Here is a 15,176-nt window from a genome sequence, read left to right as displayed (position 1 = left end):
CTTGACTCTCAGGAACCCCCGCACGTTTTTCAGTTGGTCCACAGATCAATGAAGACTGTGGGATTCGTGTGACACGGGAATTCGGGAGCAGGGTAAAAGGAAGGCCGCGCCCTTTCGAACGCGGCCTTCCTTAATGCTTGCAAGTGCCGGGAGGACTATTCCTCTTCGGCGACCTCGCGGGTGTCTTCTTCGCGCTCTGCGCTGGCTTCGGCCAGTTCGGCGGCCTGCTCGGCAGACGCACCTTGCTGCTCGGCCTGCAGGGTCTCGATGATGTTCTCGCCGGCGGCCTGACGCTCGGCTTCTTCCATCGAACGGGCGACGTTGACCGTGATGTCCACGATCACTTCGCCGTGCAGGCGGATGCCCATCTCGTAGACGCCGATCGTCTTGATCGGCTGGTCCAGCTTGATCTGCCCGCGCGTGACCTTGAAGCCCTTTTCAGCGAGGCCTTCGGAGATGTCACGGGTCGAGACCGAACCGTAGAGATTGCCGGTGTCGGAAGACTGGCGGATGAGAACGAGGTCAACGCCCTCGAGGGCTTCACCGGTCTTCTGCGCTTCGGCACGGGCGTCAGCATTGCGCTTCTCGATGGCATCACGTTCCGCCTGGAAGCGGGCGCGGTTGCGATCGTTGGCGATGAGGGCCTTGCCGCGGGGAAGCAGGAAGTTACGGGCAAAGCCGTTCTTCACGTTCACTTCGTCGCCGAGTTCGCCGAGGTTTTCGACGCGTTCAAGAAGGATGATATCCATGGGGTCGTCCTCCTATTTCACGGTGAATGGCAGGAGCGCGAGCATGCGGGCGCGCTTGATGGCGCGGGCGAGCTTACGCTGGTTCTTGACGTTCACTGCAGTGATCCGCGACGGGACAATCTTGCCCTTCTCGGAAATATAGCGCTGCAGCAGTTTCACATCCTTGTAGTCGATCTCTGGGGCGCCTTCGCCGGAGAACGGATCGACCTTGCGGCGGCGGTTGAAAGTGCGCCGGGCCGGGATGTTGGTGATGTTGATATCACCTGCGTTGTTTTCTGAAGACATGGGTCTCTTCCTTAATCCTTGCGGTCACTGCGGCCCTTGCGGCCCATCATGGCGGACGGCTCTTCGTCGAGCTGGTCGACGCGCACCGTCATGTAACGGATCGTGTCGTCGGAGATCCGCTGGCGGCGCTCAAGCTCGGTAATCGCTTCGGCAGGGCCGTCGATGTTGAGCAGGGAATAGTGACCCTTGCGCTGCTTGTTGATCGGATAGGAGAGGTTGCGCAGGCCCCAGTACTCGGTCTTGCCGACGGTGGCGCCTTGCGTTTTCAGGAAGTCGGTGAGTTCCTCCATCAGGGTCTCGACCTGGGCGGGTGAGATGTCCGGACGGGAAATCAGCACGTGTTCGTAATATGCCATTTCTGGTTCCCTAAGGTTCTGGGTAGCGGCGCCGGAAACGCGGGAAACGCTTCGGCGATGGCCCCTGACTGGTACGGCTCATTCCGCACCGCAGGACCGCAGCCCGTGTGAAGAGCGCGCTTAAACCTCAAACTGTGGACAAAATCAAGCTGGCGCCTTCAGCTTTGCCTGTTGGGTGATGTCATTTGCCTTTCTTCCATGTCTGTCAGTGACATGGCTCCACCGATTAGCCTGACTCCACCCGATACTTGCGCATCTGGGTGGACCCTTCTAGGCAATGCGCCAACTGAAAAGACGATTCAGATAAAAAGGGCAGGACGCCATGACCAAGTTTGCGTTCATCTTTCCCGGCCAGGGCAGCCAGTTCATCGGCATGGGCAAGGACCTCGCCGACGCCTTTCCCGAAGCCAGAGCCGTGTTTGAGGAGATCGACGACGCGCTGGGCCAGAAGCTTTCAGAGCTTATCTGGTCGGGGGATGAGGATGAGCTCAAACTCACCTCAAACACGCAACCGGCGCTGATGGCTGTCAGTGTCGCGGCGATGCGTGCGCTTGAAACGAAGGGGCTTTCTGCGGCCGATGCAGCATTCGTGGCCGGTCACTCGCTGGGCGAATATTCGGCACTCGCGGCAGCAGGTTCGATCAAGGTGGCGGATGCCGCGCGCATCCTGCGGATCCGTGGCAATGCCATGCAGGCGGCTGTTCCAGCAGGGCATGGCGCCATGGCAGCGCTCCTTGGTGCCGATCCCGAGCAGGCGAAATCACTGTGCGCGATCGGCACGTCCGAAGGCGGTGTGTGCGAGATCGCCAATGATAATGCGCCGGGCCAGATCGTCATTTCTGGCCAGAAGGACGCAGTCGAACTCGCGGCGTCCAAGGTCAGCGAGGTGGGTGTGAAGAAGGCGATGCTCCTGCCCGTCAGCGCGCCTTTCCACTGCTCCATGATGCAGCCGGCCGCTGATCAGATGATGAAAGCGCTCGCCGATATCGAGATCAAGGCGCCGTCCGCGCCGCTGATCGCCAATGTCACGGCCGACGTGACCAACGATCCGGATGCGATCCGCCGCCAGCTTGTCGAACAGGTGACCGGCCAGGTCCGCTGGCGTGAAACGGTCCAGTACATGGCCGGGCAGGGCGTCGAACTGACGGTCGAGGCGGGGGCCGGAAAAGTGCTTTCCGTGATGAACCGCCGGACGGCAAAAGAGATTGAGGGACTGACATTGGGCACGCCCGAAGATGTCGAATCGGTTGCACAACGCCTCGGCTAAGGCGACAACGGACGCAAAGATAGAAACTGTTTCCGGCAGAAGGACTTAAAGACCATGTTTGATCTGACAGGCCGTACTGCGCTCGTCACCGGCGCTTCCGGTGGAATTGGACGCGCGATCGCTCAAGCCCTCTCCGAAGCCGGTGCGAAAGTCGCGCTGTCCGGCACCCGTGAGGGCGTGCTGGAAGAGGTGAAAGCCAGCCTGCCGGGAGAGGGCGCTGTTGTGACAGCGAACCTGTCCGACCCCGATTCCGTGGATGGCCTTGTCGGCCGCGCTGAAGAGGCCGTCGGCAGCCCGCTCGATATCCTGGTGGCCAATGCCGGTATCACGCGGGATGGCCTGCTGATGCGGATGAAGGACGAGGACTGGGATGAGGTCCTCAATGTCAATCTCGGCTCGTATTTCCGGCTCGCAAAGTCCTGCATGCGGGGAATGATGAAGCGCCGCCATGGCCGCATCATCGGCATCACCTCGATTGTCGGCGTCACCGGCAATCCCGGCCAGGCCAATTACTGCGCGTCGAAAGCCGGCATGATCGGCTTCACCAAATCCATGGCCCAGGAAGTCGCCAGCCGGGGAATCACGGCCAACTGCGTGGCGCCGGGCTTCATCGAATCGCCGATGACGGACGTGCTGCCGGATGCGCAGAAAGAGGCGCTGTTAGGACAGATTCCGGCCGGCAAACTCGGTCAGGGGGGAGACATTGCAGGCGCGGTAGTCTACCTGTCATCGAACGAAGCAGCCTACGTCACGGGCCAGACGCTGCACGTCAATGGCGGCATGGCTATGATCTAACGGATGCTTCACCGAACAGTCACAGCCCTTGGCGATGCAATAACCTTCGTGCTAACGGGCATTCCAAGACCGGATCGGTCTTCCAATCAGACATTATGAGAGAGGTTTCCATGTCTGACGTTTTCGAGCGTGTTAAAAAGATCGTTGTCGAGAATCTCGATGTTGAAGAAGACAAGGTCGTTGAATCTGCAAGCTTCATCGACGACCTTGGTGCCGACTCGCTTGACCTGGTCGAGCTGGTCATGGCCTTCGAGGAAGAGTTCAACATCGAAATTCCCGACGATGTGCAGGAAAACATCCGCACTGTTGGTGACGCTGTCACCCACATCAAGGCCCACGTTTCCTAAGGGGTATTCCGATGCGTCGCGTTGTCATCACCGGAATCGGTCTCGTCTCGCCGCTTGCTAATGGCACCGAGGCGACATGGGAGCGGCTTATTGCCGGCAAGTCCGGGGCAGGTCCGATCGACCTGTTCGATACCAAGGATGTGCCGTGCAAGATTGCCTTCCAGGTTCCGTGGAATGACGGACGTGGCGGAGGGAGTGCAGACGACCCGCATTCCTTTGACCCGGACAAGGCCGCCAGCGCCAAGGAACGCCGCCGGATCGATGAATTCATTCTTTACGCGCTTGCTGCGTCGGATGAAGCTGTCGCCGACTCCGGTTGGAAACCCGAAACCGACGAAGACCGTGAGCGTACGGGTGTTCTCATCGGTTCGGGTATTGGCGGCCTGCAGTCCATCTACGATACGTCGATCACGCTGCACACGCAGGGTGCCCGGCGTGTCAGCCCCTTCTTCATTCCCTCGGCGCTGATCAACCTTGCTTCCGGCCAGGTCTCGATCCGTCACGGGTTCAAGGGGCCCAACCACTCGGTGGTGACGGCCTGCGCGACCGGCGCCCACGCGATCGGCGACTCAGCCCGTCTGATCAAGTACGGCGATGCCGACGTGATGCTCGCGGGTGGCTCTGAAGCGGTGATCTGCGAAATCGGTATTGCCGGTTTCTGTTCCGCCAAGGCGATGTCGACCAATTTCAACGACACCCCGGAAAAGGCTTCGCGCCCCTATGACAAAGACCGCGACGGCTTCGTGATGGGGGAAGGCGCTGCGGTCGTCATGCTTGAGGAATATGAGCATGCGAAGGCGCGTGGCGCGAAGATCTATGCCGAGGTTGCGGGCTATGGCCTGACCGGTGATGCCTATCACATCACTGCCCCGGCAGAAGGATCCGAAGGCGGCTATCGGGCCATGAAGATGGCGTTGGGCCATTCCGGTCTCGACGTTTCCGACATTGATTATGTGAACACCCACGGCACCTCGACGCCAAAGGGCGATGAAGGTGAGATTGGAGCGGTCGAACGTCTGTTCGGCGAGCACACCAAAAATCTTTCGCTGTCGTCCACCAAGTCGGCCGTCGGTCACCTGCTGGGTGCGGCCGGTGCGATTGAGAGCGCCTTCTGTGCGCTTGCCATTCGTGACCAGGTGATGCCCCCGACGCTCAACCTCGATAATCCGAGCGTGGAGACGGACATCGACCTCATTCCGCACACGGCGAAGAAGGGTCAGGTTCGCGCAGCGATGTCGAACAGCTTCGGTTTTGGCGGCACGAATGCCTGCCTCATCCTGAAGCAGGTCGACTAGTTCCCTTGCCAGCAGGGCTGGGGCACAGTGGGGCGAGTCAAAACGTCGAGTCGGGCCCATGCGCTTTCTGATGAAAACCCTGTTTGCTCTCGGCTTTGTGGTCGTGGTGCTGGCTGTGGCTGGGGCTGCGGGCGGCTGGCTCTGGATGCAGAGCGAAGTCGCAAAGCCCGGACCTTCCGTAGAGACAACGACTTTCGAAGTGAGGAAAGGCGAGCATCTCGGCAGCGTAGCCGACCGGCTCGAGGAGCAGGGGCTCATCCGTGACGCAAGGACGCTGCGCCTGCATGCCCGCGTCGAAGGCCAGCAGACGGCGGTAAAGGTCGGCGAGTATGCCATTCCGGCCCGCGCCAGCGTGCAGCGCATCCTCGAACAGCTGGTCGAAGGCGATGTCATCGAATACCGCATCACTGTTCCGGAAGGCCTGACGACAGCGCAGATCCTGAGGATCATCGAGAAATCCGACGATCTGGACGGCGACATGCCGGAGCGCGAAATCGCTGAAGGCACCCTCCTGCCGGACACCTACATTTTCGGGGCCGACACGACACGCACCCAGATGATTGAGCGGATGGAAAAGGCGCAGGACGACCTGCTGGAAAAGCTCTGGCCTGAGCGGTCAGATGACCTCCCCATTGAGTCTCCGGAGGAGGCCGTGATCCTGGCTTCGGTCGTGGAAAAGGAGACCGGGATTGCCAGCGAGCGCGACCTTGTCGCCGGCCTGTTTACGCAGCGGCTGAAGCGCGGCATGCGCCTGGAGAGCGATCCAACGGTGATCTATGGCGTCTCGAAGGGTGAGCCCTTGTTCAACCGCGCCGGCCAGCGCCGCACGCTCTACCGGTCCGAGCTCAATAAGGCGACCGACTGGAATACCTACCAGATCGACGGCCTGCCGAAGACGCCGATCTGCAATCCGGGCCGCGACGCCATTGCAGCTGTGCTCAATCCTGCCGACACCGACTATGTCTTCTTCGTTGCTGACGGAAAGGGCGGTCATCTCTTCGCTGAGACGCTGGCCGAACACAATCGCAACGTCGCCGCCTATCGCGCCTATGAGCGCGAGGAAATCGCCCGGGAGCGAAATAATTGACAGCTAGAGTATCTTCGATGACAGGCTTCGCGCGGGTCGCGGGCGAAGCGAGCTGGGGCAGTTGGGCATGGGAGGCCAAGAGCGTCAATGGCCGCTCGCTCGATATGCGCGTGAACACACCATCGGGGTTTGAAGCGCTTGACCAGCACATGAAGCAAGCTGCCAAGAAGCACTTTGCGCGTGGCAGTCTCCAGCTCGGTCTTCGGATCGAACTGACGGGTGGGACCGAGGCGCTGAGTGTGAATGCGGCTGCGCTGAAATCCCTGATCCGCGCCTATGAGCAGATTTCGCCGCACCCCGTGACTGATGAAAATGCGCTCGCAACGCTGATGACCGTGAAGGGCGTAGTCGAAGCGGGCAATGCTTCAACACGCGATATCGCGACCGATGAGGACACGGTTGAGATGCTGAAGGCTGCCGGCGATGCTGTTTTGGCGGAACTCGCCGGCGCGCGTCATGCTGAAGGTGATGCCCTGGACACACTTCTTGGCAGTCACCTTGACGAGATGGATGCCGCCGTTGCGCGCGCTACAAGCCTTGCGGCGGACCAGCCGAAACTGCTCAAGGCCCGGCTCGAAAAACAGCTTGCGGAGCTGGAGGCGGACCAGTCTGTCGATGCAGACCGGATGGCTGCAGAAATCGCGCTGTCGGCCGCCAAGGCGGATGTCCGCGAAGAGCTTGACCGCCTCAGCGCCCACATTGCATCGGCGCGAGACCTCCTCGCCAAGGGGGGTGCCATCGGGCGGAAACTCGATTTTCTCACACAGGAATTCAACCGCGAAGCCAACACCCTCTGCTCGAAATCGGCCAGCCTCGATTTGACGAATGAGGGACTCACGCTCAAAGGGCTGGTGGACCAGGTCAAGGAGCAGGCCGCAAATGTCGAATAGCGGACACCCGAAGGACCAGGGCGATCGCCGTGGGCTGATGCTAGTGATTTCCTCGCCGTCGGGCGCGGGCAAGACGACTCTCTGCCGGAAACTGATGGATGAGTTTTCGGATATAAAGCTGTCGGTTTCAGCAACCACGCGCCCCGCCCGTCCCGGCGAGACAGATGGCGTCGATTATCACTTCAAGACGGTCGAGGACTTCCGCAGCATGATCCGCCAGCGGGAATTCCTTGAATGGGCGCTCGTCTTCGACAATCTCTACGGCACCCCGCGCGCCGACACTGAAGCACTCCTCTCCAGCGGGCATGACGTGCTGTTCGATGTCGACTGGCAGGGGGCCGATGCCCTGCACGACCAGATGCCGCGCGATGTGGTCTCGGTCTTCATCCTGCCGCCGAGCATCGAGGCGCTGAAGGCCCGGTTGGCGGCACGTCCGGGCTCGGACGACGAGATCGTCGAGCGGCGCATGCGCGATGCCAAGGCCGAGATGCGCCATTGGCGGCGCTATGACTATGCTATCGTCAATGACGATCTCGATGTGGCCTATCAGCGCCTGAAACGTATCCTGCTCGTCGAGCGCCTGAAGCGCCTGCGCCAGCTCAGCCTCGAGGACCATGTGCGGCAGCTGATGGGTGAGGCTTAGGCTTTCGCAAATGCTGTTGCGAGCGCCCTGAACTCGTCCTGCGTCAGTGTTTCAGCGCGTGCCGTCGGGTCGATGTCGCAGCTTTCGAGCCATTCGGTTGCGGCGATCCCCTTTGTCTTGGCGAGAGACTTCAGTGACGCCCGCAGCATCTTGCGGCGTTGACCGAAGGCGGCGGCGGCGACTTTCTCAAGTGTCGCGAGATCGCCAAAGCGCTTTTCCGGTTGCAGCGGTACGAGTACGGCCACAGAACTGTCGACCTTCGGCGGCGGCTTGAAGGCGCCGGGCGGCAGGGTGAACGCAATGTGCGGGTTACAGACGGAATGAGCGAGCACGGCAAGGCGGCCATAGTGCTGGCTGCCAGGTCCAGCGACGAGGCGCTCGGCGACTTCCTTCTGGAACATTAGCGCCATCTCTCCGCGCCAGTCGCCGGTCTTCAGCCAGTCTACGGCCAGTGGCGTGCCGACATTGTAGGGCAGGTTGGCGATGATCATGGCGGGCGTATCGCCGCCTGCCGCCGCGATCAGGGCCGGCCAGTCGACCTTGCGGGCATCGCCCTGATGGACGTAAAGGCGCCCGTCAGTGGCCTCTGGCCATGACGCCAGCCCCTCCGCAAAGCGCGGATCGGCTTCCACCGCGATAAGCTTACCGGCACCTTCCTTGAGCAGAGCCCGTGTCAGCCCGCCGGGGCCGGGACCGACCTCAATGACCGTGCGGCCCTCGACGGGTCCAGCGGCAAGGGCGGTTCGACGGAGGATGTCCGGATCATAGAGGAAGTGCTGGCCAAGCGCCTTGCGCGCGCGGCCCTGGGTCAGCTCTGGATCGCGCCCTTCTTCAGACATGGGCGATACGATTAGCCGCCATGACTGACGCGAGGCGGATCGCGCTGATCAGGCTGTCCGGCCGGGCGATGCCGTCTCTGGCCGCGTCATAGGCCGTGCCATGGTCCGGGCTTGTGCGGACAATGGGGAGCCCGAGCGTCGTATTCACGCCGCCCCAGAAATCCAGCGTCTTCACCGGGATGAGGCCCTGATCATGGGTCATGACAATGATGGCGTCGAAACGCCCGTCGAGCATTTCAGCGAAAACCGTATCTCCGGGCCGCGCGTCCGAAATGTCGAGGCCAGCCCCGCGCAGCTCTGCAGCCAGCGGATTAATGATGTCGCGTTCCTCTGTCCCGATGGTCCCGCTTTCACCGGCATGCGGGTTGAGGCCGGTGAATGCCAGCCGCGGGGCAGCGATGCCGAAGTCACGCGCCAGAGCGGCGGCGGTGGTGCGGGCGGTCTGCGCGAGATGATCCGGCGTGAGGTAGTGGGGCACACTCATCAACGGAACATGGATCGTCGCGAGTGATACGCGCAGCCCCCCACCGACCAGCATCATGACCGGCGGACAGGGATTACCGGTGGACTCTTCACAGATGGCAGCCAGGAACTCGGTATGGCCGGGATGCGCAAAGCCGGCGGCGTACAGTACTGCCTTGGAGATCGGATTGGTCACGACCCCGCCAGCCAGACCATCAAGGGCATGGCCAGTCGCAATCTTGATGCTCTCAAGAATGGCTGCGGCGGCATCGCTGTTCGGCGTACCGGTTTCAACAGCTGGAAGAGCAGCACTGAGCGGCAGGACAGGCAAGGCAGCCGGAAAGACACTGGTGGCTTCATCCGGTTTGGTGATGCTCTGCGTCGGACAATCCAGAAGATTGGGCGCAGCGATGACGTAAAAAGGCGTTACGGCCTCCTTCCGCAGCGCCTCCCAGGCCCGTGCCGTGATCTGCGGTCCGCAGCCAGCCGGGTCGCCCATGGTCAGGGCCAGTGGAAGGGAAGGGCGTTCAGTCATCATGGCCTGTTGATGTGCGTGATCCGGCTCGCGCTTGCAAGCCGGAGACGCTGTGCGGAAAACAGGCCTAGCTACCGCGCTGGATGATGGTCGCTTCGCGGCGCAGGTCGCGAAGCTCCCGTTGCGAGATCATGCCGAGCTGACGGGTGTAGAGCTGATTTTCGATGTCATCACGGCTTGGCAGTGTGCTACCGGACTCGTCGCGGGAGCAGAGATACATAACACCGAGCGAGTCGCCCATGGCCATGACATCGGTATGCTGCCCGACGTCGATGGTTTCGATCATGCTGCGGCCTTCCGGGCCAAGATCGTCGAGCTTTACGTCATCCAGATTGCTGGCATTGAGGTTCGGGTCGTTTTCCGCGATTTCGATGGCGCCTTCGCAGTCTTCCGCTGCTGCCGTTGCTGCCAGGAGGTCGTCTTCCGACCCGTTGCCGACAGCCAGACGGACCATATTGACGACGGGCACCGATTCGGACGGGTCCCGGCGACCGCGATAGTCGATGATGTAGACACCGTTCTCAACTTCTATGGGCTCGCTGAGCCCCGGCTCGCTCATGCCGCGTACGACCTCTGCGATGGCAGGATCGATATCGTCAAGAGCAACGAGTCCCATGTCACCACCAGCCGCGGAGGTCGGGGCGGAGGAGAAACGCTGGGCCGCTACTTCGAAGGGGGCGCCGGCCTTGAGCTGTTCGATGATCGTGCCAGCGCCCTGCAGGGCCTGCTGTTTCTCTTCCTCATTTGCGGTGTAGAGGAAGATCTCACCGAGGCGGTACTGGGTTTCCTGTGAGGCGGCCTGAAGCCGTTTCAGGCGTTCGTCGATCTGGTTTGCCGAGATCCGGATACGAGAGCCATAGAGGCCACCCATGATCCGACGCCAGGCGATTTCAGCCCGCATCTGGGCCTCAAGGCTCTGGGGGTCGACGCCAGACTGGCGCAGTACGCCGATCAGCCCCTCGCGATTCAGTCCCGATTGACGGGCCATGTCCGTGATCGCCCCGTTGATATCCTCTTCGGAGACCTCAATTTCGTACTCAGCGGCTTCTTGCAGCTGCAGCTTCTCGTCGATCAGCTCGTCGAGCGCTTGAGACGCGATCTGCTGTTGCTGTTCCGGGGTGGGGCGCTGGGCACCGAGCGTCAGGAGCAACAGGCTGGCGCGTTCGCGTACGTCGCTATAGGATATTGGCTGGTCGTTGACGATGGCCACGATGCCTTCAATCGTCTCCCCTTCCTGAGCCTGAACAGGAGTGGTCAGGGCGGGTGACGTAATGACAAGGGCAAGAGCCGCTGCAGCAAATCTGATCATGCAAACCTCCGCTTGCCGTTATCACACGGCAAGACGCTGAAATTGTGGCGAACCATACCTTGGACTGGGCGAGAGGCAATGTGCCGATTCCAGTCTGAGCGCATGGTCGAGCGCCCTACTCGAAATTGTTCGACCCAACCTGTCCGAGCGTCTTCAGTGAGAAGCGGAACAGGATGGAGTCCGAGGGGCCCAGCTGACGGTCGATTTGCTCAGACCGTTCGAAGATAAGTTCGAAGCGTGAACAATCATCCTGGTAGCCAAGCCCGAGAGAGTGACGGATGTCGCGATTGCCCTCGATATCGCGCTGCAGGCCATAGAGCACGAAGTAATTATCAGTCACCGTGATTTCCGACTGCAGCAGGATGCCTTCCTGAGGCGAGCCTGAGGCAGAGACGTCTTCCTTGATCTGATAATAGAGCGCGCTTGCCTTCACGCGATTGAGATTCAGGTCGAGACTGGTGTCCACGCGATTGAGTTCGAGCGTATCATCGTCGAGGCGGACCTTGGTCTGGATCGAGAATGGATTGCCCAGATCCAGAGAAAAGGCGCCGACCCAGTCGCTGACGGTACCATCGAGATTGGAGGATTCGTCAAAGCGGGGATCATTGCGGCTGCGCCAGCGACGTCCCGCAATCCCCGTGAACTGCACGCCCGACTTCCAGCGCGCGACTGTTGAAATGCCGGCAGCGAGCTTGCTGTCGCCTTCATAGAGATCGTATCCGGCCTGCGCGTTTCCATCGAACAGGCTGGAGGTGTCGAGTTCGTAGAAGTCGCCATCCTCGATTGGAATGTCACTATCATTTGGCCCGCTCGTACCGACAGCCCCCATGATGATTGGTTCGACAGTGATATCGACAGACTTGCCTGGCCGGAAAAGCGGATAGGAGACCTGCATCCCGGCGGTTCCGAAGCCTCGTTCGACCGTGTCGCCTTCCCCTTCGGTCGGGAAATCGGACAGATCGTAATGATCGAAGCGCGCTTCGGCGAATGGTTCGGCGAGGAAGCCCCCGGGCAAGACCTTGCTCATTGACCAGTCTGCGCCGACGGAGGTGCGCTGGCTGTCGGAGCCGGCATCGCGTACCAGGTAGGCTGCAGAGGCGTTGACGCTTGCATAGCCGTAATCCCCGAAGTCGAAGACCCTTTCGGCAAAAGCCAGCGGCAGGGCATCGGCAATGGAATCCTCACGGGCGTCGTCGAAGCGCAAGCTGTCAAAGGTCAGCAGGGAGGCATCCGCATACCAGTTGGCCGACTGACCCTGTGTGAAGATTTGCGACAGCAGCAGGCGCGGCTGGTTGGTATAGAGCCCGCGCTGCTCATTCTCGCCGTCGATGTCATAGCGCCGCGAATACAGGTCGTCGCTCATCTTCTCGACGCCGAAGCCCCAGAGCCAGTTATTGGTCAGGCGAAACTTGCCATTGCCGAAGATGTGCCCGCGCCATTTTTCATCGCCGAAGGTTTCGCCGTCGCTGTCGAAGTTCTGCTCATGGGTAAAGCTGGCATTGAAGTTGACCTGGCCGGACCAGAAGCGTTTGCGGTAATCCAGCTCCATCACCGGATTGACCTTGCTGTTGATCATCGGTGAGACGGTCAGGTCCTGATAGGGCGAGATCGCCCAGAAATAGGGCTGCTGATAGACAAAGCCGCGCTTGGACGAACTTCCCACCGTGGGGAATAGAAAGCCAGACCGGCGCTCGGCCTGCGGATCGGGGTGGGCGAAGTAAGGTAGGTAAATGATCGGAACGCCGGCAATTTCCAGCACCGCGTCACGGTAGCTGTACATGCCTTCTTCCTCATCGAAGACAGCCTTGCGCGCCCGGATGGCCCAGGTCGGTGTGGTGTCTTCTTCACACAGTTCGCATGAGGTAAAGACGGCGCGCTCCAGCGAGTTGTAGGTTTCATTCTCGCGTCGGGCGAGGTTGGCCGATGCGGTCGTGCCGTCGGTGGTTCGCATCGAGAAGCCGACGGCATAGCCATTGGCGAGATTGGCATCGGTCTCGATTTCCTCGGCAAAGCGCTGGGTTCCATCGGGCTCAAGGATCACGACGTTTCCCTGGGCACGAACCTTCGCGGTCTGGCGATCATAGGTCAGCCGGTCAGCCGTCATCACCCGGCCTTCATACTCCGCCTGAACGTTGCCTTCGGCCACGACGAGATTCTCGTCTTCCATGACGTAGACATCGTCCGCTGTCAGCGTGACGCGGCTTGCCTCGGTCTCGGCACTGGCGCTTTCCGATTGCGCGAAGGCAGTGTGGCCGGCCGCACCAAGTACGACTGCTGCCAGGGCGCTTTTCCAGACGGCCATGGGGCCTCCCGCTCTACTCATACCCAGACATTCCGCATAAGCGGCACCGCCAGCGGCGTCCAGCCATTGCGTCTGCAGCTTGCAGGGATTTCACGTGAGCTGTTGCCTTCCTGTCAGCCGGATGGCCCCGAGCTCAGGTGCGAGAGGCCAGGCCGCCGGCATGGGTCAGCGCCTTGCCATCGATTTCCAGCTCCATGAGCAGGGCCGCGCACTGGCGGGCCGAACAGTTGCTGGCACGCGCAATCTCGGCGATGGGCAGGGGCGTGGGAGAGAGTGCTTCCAGGACTCGAGCGGCCAGCCCGTCTGCCTGATCAGGCTGGGGCGCAGGCGGGTCCAGCGGCAGGACAGGGGCCCAGTCGATATGGCCGTCCTCACGCAGCTGCGCGGAGACGGCCTCAACAACATCACCGGCATGACGCACCAGTGTAGCGCCATTGCGGAGCAGCCGGTTGGTTCCAGCGGCGCGCGGATCAAGGGGGGAGCCGGGTACGGCCATGACTTCACGCCCCTGTTCGCCAGCCATGCGTGCGGAAATCAGCGACCCGGACCGCTCTGCTGCTTCGATCACGACAGTGCCGAGAGCGAGGCCCGTGATGATACGGTTACGGCGTGGGAAGTCGCGGGCCGTGGCGCGATGCCCAAGCGCCCGTTCGGAGACAATTATGCCCTGCTCGCAGACCGCCTGGTAAAGGTCGCCGTGCTGAGGTGGATAGACCTGGTCCACGCTGCCCGCGAGAACGGCGATCGTCCCGGTCTCGAGGCTGGCCGCATGAGCCTCTCCATCAATCCCGCGCGCGAGGCCGGAGACAGTGACAAATCCTGCTGCTCCGAGACCGGCGGCCAGCTGACGCGCGATCTTGCGGCCGGCCGCAGAGGCGTCCCTGGCGCCGACGAGCGCGATGGCTGGCTTGGCGAAGAGGTCAACTTGTCCGCGCACCGTGATGACAGGCGGTGGCGGCGAGAGGGTTGAGAGCGCACCGGGGAAACCTGCGTCGGCGGCTGTCAGGATGTCAGCTCCAAGGCTGTGCGCGGCTTCCAGCTCGCGGTGTGCGGCATCGCGGTCTGCCGAGATGTACGGCATGGCGCTTAACACGTCACCGGGCGTGCCGTAACGGGCGATGAGCTGAAAGAAGGTGACCGGGCCAATGCGGGGCGCCCGTGCGAGGGCGACCCAGTCGATCCGCTCCGCCTCGTCTTCCGGCGCCCTCATCCGGCATCCTTCTTCTTCTGACCGAATTTCGGCTCGGTGCCTCTCAGAAGCCGGGCGAGATTGGCGCGGTGCGTCCAGAAGACGAGCAAGCTCAGCACGGCCAGCACGCCAACGGCGAAGTGTGTCTCACCGAGCAGCAAGGCGCCGAGGGGGACGAGGGCGGCGGCCGTGAGAGCGGCCAGCGATGAAATACGGAACACGGCGAACATGATCAGCCAGATGGGCCCACCGACCATCAGTCCCTTGAGCGAGGCAAAGACAAGCAAGCCTGCATAGGTCGCCACGCCCTTGCCGCCCTTGAAGCCGAGCCAGGCCGGATAGCAGTGTCCGAGAAATGCGGCGGCACCGGCGACCAGTCCCGTATCTCTGTCCGAGAAAATGAGCGCGAAGATCAGGACCGCGAGGCCGGCCTTGAAGCTGTCCAGCAGGAGCGTGACAAGCGCGAGATCCTTGCGGCCGGTTCGCAGTACATTGGTCGCGCCGATATTGCCGGAACCGATCTGACGGATGTCGCCAAGGCCAGCCGCTCTGGTTATCAGCAGGCCGAACGGGATCGAGCCGAGCAGATAGCCGCCGAGAACAGAAAAGACGAAGGGCAGGTAGGTCATCAACAGGTCCCTGGAATTAATCAGCCGGTATGGGTGTCAGCTTACTGGTCTTGTCCTTGTGATGATCTGGCCGGTCAAGCGCTCTGTGACCCGATTGTGATCGTGACAGCTCGCCGCGGGACGGCCGAAACCTCTCGTTCAAATGTACAAACTCGGGTATTTCGTGTGTACCGAAATCGGGCGTTCAAACCCGAATT

General features: G+C 61.5%; 16 protein-coding genes. 7 read left to right on the top strand and 9 right to left on the bottom strand.

The annotated features are described in order from the left end of the window. Nucleotides 1-155: 155 nt before the first annotated feature. The 3 genes from rplI to rpsF are packed head-to-tail and all read right to left on the bottom strand — an operon-like array spanning nucleotide 156 to nucleotide 1,390. Nucleotides 156-749, bottom strand: a complete 594-nt coding sequence (gene rplI / locus Q1K29_RS07065) for a 50S ribosomal protein L9 (RefSeq protein WP_300392569.1) — start codon at nucleotides 747-749, stop codon at nucleotides 156-158. Between the two features lie 12 nt (nucleotides 750-761). Then, nucleotides 762-1,034, bottom strand: a complete 273-nt coding sequence (rpsR, locus tag Q1K29_RS07060) for a 30S ribosomal protein S18 (RefSeq protein ID WP_084393527.1) — start codon at nucleotides 1,032-1,034, stop codon at nucleotides 762-764. An 11-nt stretch (nucleotides 1,035-1,045) separates the two neighbouring features. Next, on the bottom strand, nucleotides 1,046-1,390 hold the full coding sequence (gene rpsF / locus Q1K29_RS07055; RefSeq protein ID WP_300392564.1) for a 30S ribosomal protein S6: 345 nt from the start codon (nucleotides 1,388-1,390) through the stop codon (nucleotides 1,046-1,048). A gap of 322 nt (nucleotides 1,391-1,712) precedes the next feature. Between rpsF and fabD the strand changes: the two genes are divergently transcribed. From fabD to gmk, 7 genes are all read left to right on the top strand, one after another. Next, a complete protein-coding gene (gene fabD, locus Q1K29_RS07050; protein ID WP_300392561.1) occupies nucleotides 1,713-2,657 on the top strand; it encodes an ACP S-malonyltransferase in 945 nt (314 codons plus the stop codon). A gap of 54 nt (nucleotides 2,658-2,711) precedes the next feature. Beyond that, nucleotides 2,712-3,452: a 3-oxoacyl-[acyl-carrier-protein] reductase gene (fabG, locus tag Q1K29_RS07045; RefSeq protein WP_300392559.1), complete on the top strand. Its 741-nt coding sequence runs from the start codon at nucleotides 2,712-2,714 to the stop codon at nucleotides 3,450-3,452. Nucleotides 3,453-3,562: 110 nt separating this feature from the next. Continuing rightward, entirely contained in the window at nucleotides 3,563-3,799 is a 237-nt protein-coding gene (locus Q1K29_RS07040; protein WP_300392556.1) for an acyl carrier protein, read from the top strand. Between the two features lie 11 nt (nucleotides 3,800-3,810). After that, entirely contained in the window at nucleotides 3,811-5,094 is a 1,284-nt protein-coding gene (fabF, locus tag Q1K29_RS07035; RefSeq protein WP_300392553.1) for a beta-ketoacyl-ACP synthase II, read from the top strand. 70 nt (nucleotides 5,095-5,164) lie between these two features. Continuing rightward, nucleotides 5,165-6,181, top strand: coding sequence for an endolytic transglycosylase MltG (mltG, locus tag Q1K29_RS07030; RefSeq protein ID WP_300392551.1), 1,017 nt, complete (start codon nucleotides 5,165-5,167; stop codon nucleotides 6,179-6,181). Nucleotides 6,182-6,198: 17 nt separating this feature from the next. Further along, nucleotides 6,199-7,071, top strand: coding sequence for a YicC/YloC family endoribonuclease (locus Q1K29_RS07025; RefSeq protein ID WP_300392548.1), 873 nt, complete (start codon nucleotides 6,199-6,201; stop codon nucleotides 7,069-7,071). Next, nucleotides 7,061-7,714 (top strand): guanylate kinase, encoded by a 654-nt coding sequence (gene gmk / locus Q1K29_RS07020; protein ID WP_300392545.1) that lies wholly within the window; start codon nucleotides 7,061-7,063, stop codon nucleotides 7,712-7,714. Before Q1K29_RS07025 ends, gmk begins: the two co-directional genes overlap by 11 nt. Here gmk and rsmA read toward each other — a convergent pair. The 6 genes from rsmA to plsY form a co-directional block, all read right to left on the bottom strand. Beyond that, nucleotides 7,711-8,553, bottom strand: a complete 843-nt coding sequence (gene rsmA, locus Q1K29_RS07015; RefSeq protein WP_300392543.1) for a 16S rRNA (adenine(1518)-N(6)/adenine(1519)-N(6))-dimethyltransferase RsmA — start codon at nucleotides 8,551-8,553, stop codon at nucleotides 7,711-7,713. The genes gmk and rsmA overlap by 4 nt on opposite strands. Next, nucleotides 8,546-9,550, bottom strand: coding sequence for a 4-hydroxythreonine-4-phosphate dehydrogenase PdxA (gene pdxA, locus Q1K29_RS07010; RefSeq protein WP_300392540.1), 1,005 nt, complete (start codon nucleotides 9,548-9,550; stop codon nucleotides 8,546-8,548). The genes rsmA and pdxA overlap by 8 nt, the downstream gene beginning before the upstream one ends. Nucleotides 9,551-9,617: 67 nt before the next feature. Beyond that, nucleotides 9,618-10,859, bottom strand: coding sequence for a peptidylprolyl isomerase (locus tag Q1K29_RS07005; protein ID WP_300392537.1), 1,242 nt, complete (start codon nucleotides 10,857-10,859; stop codon nucleotides 9,618-9,620). Nucleotides 10,860-10,974: 115 nt separating this feature from the next. Next, nucleotides 10,975-13,161 (bottom strand): LPS assembly protein LptD, encoded by a 2,187-nt coding sequence (lptD, locus tag Q1K29_RS07000; RefSeq protein ID WP_300392534.1) that lies wholly within the window; start codon nucleotides 13,159-13,161, stop codon nucleotides 10,975-10,977. Between the two features lie 133 nt (nucleotides 13,162-13,294). Then, nucleotides 13,295-14,371: a DNA-processing protein DprA gene (gene dprA / locus Q1K29_RS06995; RefSeq protein WP_300392531.1), complete on the bottom strand. Its 1,077-nt coding sequence runs from the start codon at nucleotides 14,369-14,371 to the stop codon at nucleotides 13,295-13,297. Next, entirely contained in the window at nucleotides 14,368-14,979 is a 612-nt protein-coding gene (plsY, locus tag Q1K29_RS06990) for a glycerol-3-phosphate 1-O-acyltransferase PlsY (RefSeq protein ID WP_300392528.1), read from the bottom strand. Before plsY ends, dprA begins: the two co-directional genes overlap by 4 nt. Between the last annotated feature and the right edge of the window lie 197 nt (nucleotides 14,980-15,176).

The sequence above is a fragment of the Henriciella sp. genome (genome assembly GCF_029937755.1).
In the GTDB taxonomy this organism is placed as follows: Bacteria; Pseudomonadota; Alphaproteobacteria; order Caulobacterales; family Hyphomonadaceae; genus Henriciella.
This window is presented reverse-complemented; position numbering and strand designations above follow the sequence as displayed.

Coding starts and splice junctions, on each gene's coding strand:
- lptD (WP_300392534.1), bottom strand. CDS start 13,161: ATGGCCGTCTGGAAAAGCGCCCTGGCAGCAGTCGTACTTGGTGCGGCC.
- fabD (WP_300392561.1), top strand. CDS start 1,713: ATGACCAAGTTTGCGTTCATCTTTCCCGGCCAGGGCAGCCAGTTCATC.
- plsY (WP_300392528.1), bottom strand. CDS start 14,979: ATGACCTACCTGCCCTTCGTCTTTTCTGTTCTCGGCGGCTATCTGCTC.
- rsmA (WP_300392543.1), bottom strand. CDS start 8,553: ATGTCTGAAGAAGGGCGCGATCCAGAGCTGACCCAGGGCCGCGCGCGC.
- rpsF (WP_300392564.1), bottom strand. CDS start 1,390: ATGGCATATTACGAACACGTGCTGATTTCCCGTCCGGACATCTCACCC.
- dprA (WP_300392531.1), bottom strand. CDS start 14,371: ATGAGGGCGCCGGAAGACGAGGCGGAGCGGATCGACTGGGTCGCCCTC.
- Q1K29_RS07040 (WP_300392556.1), top strand. CDS start 3,563: ATGTCTGACGTTTTCGAGCGTGTTAAAAAGATCGTTGTCGAGAATCTC.
- fabG (WP_300392559.1), top strand. CDS start 2,712: ATGTTTGATCTGACAGGCCGTACTGCGCTCGTCACCGGCGCTTCCGGT.
- pdxA (WP_300392540.1), bottom strand. CDS start 9,550: ATGACTGAACGCCCTTCCCTTCCACTGGCCCTGACCATGGGCGACCCG.
- Q1K29_RS07025 (WP_300392548.1), top strand. CDS start 6,199: ATGACAGGCTTCGCGCGGGTCGCGGGCGAAGCGAGCTGGGGCAGTTGG.
- mltG (WP_300392551.1), top strand. CDS start 5,165: ATGAAAACCCTGTTTGCTCTCGGCTTTGTGGTCGTGGTGCTGGCTGTG.
- fabF (WP_300392553.1), top strand. CDS start 3,811: ATGCGTCGCGTTGTCATCACCGGAATCGGTCTCGTCTCGCCGCTTGCT.
- rplI (WP_300392569.1), bottom strand. CDS start 749: ATGGATATCATCCTTCTTGAACGCGTCGAAAACCTCGGCGAACTCGGC.
- rpsR (WP_084393527.1), bottom strand. CDS start 1,034: ATGTCTTCAGAAAACAACGCAGGTGATATCAACATCACCAACATCCCG.
- gmk (WP_300392545.1), top strand. CDS start 7,061: ATGTCGAATAGCGGACACCCGAAGGACCAGGGCGATCGCCGTGGGCTG.
- Q1K29_RS07005 (WP_300392537.1), bottom strand. CDS start 10,859: ATGATCAGATTTGCTGCAGCGGCTCTTGCCCTTGTCATTACGTCACCC.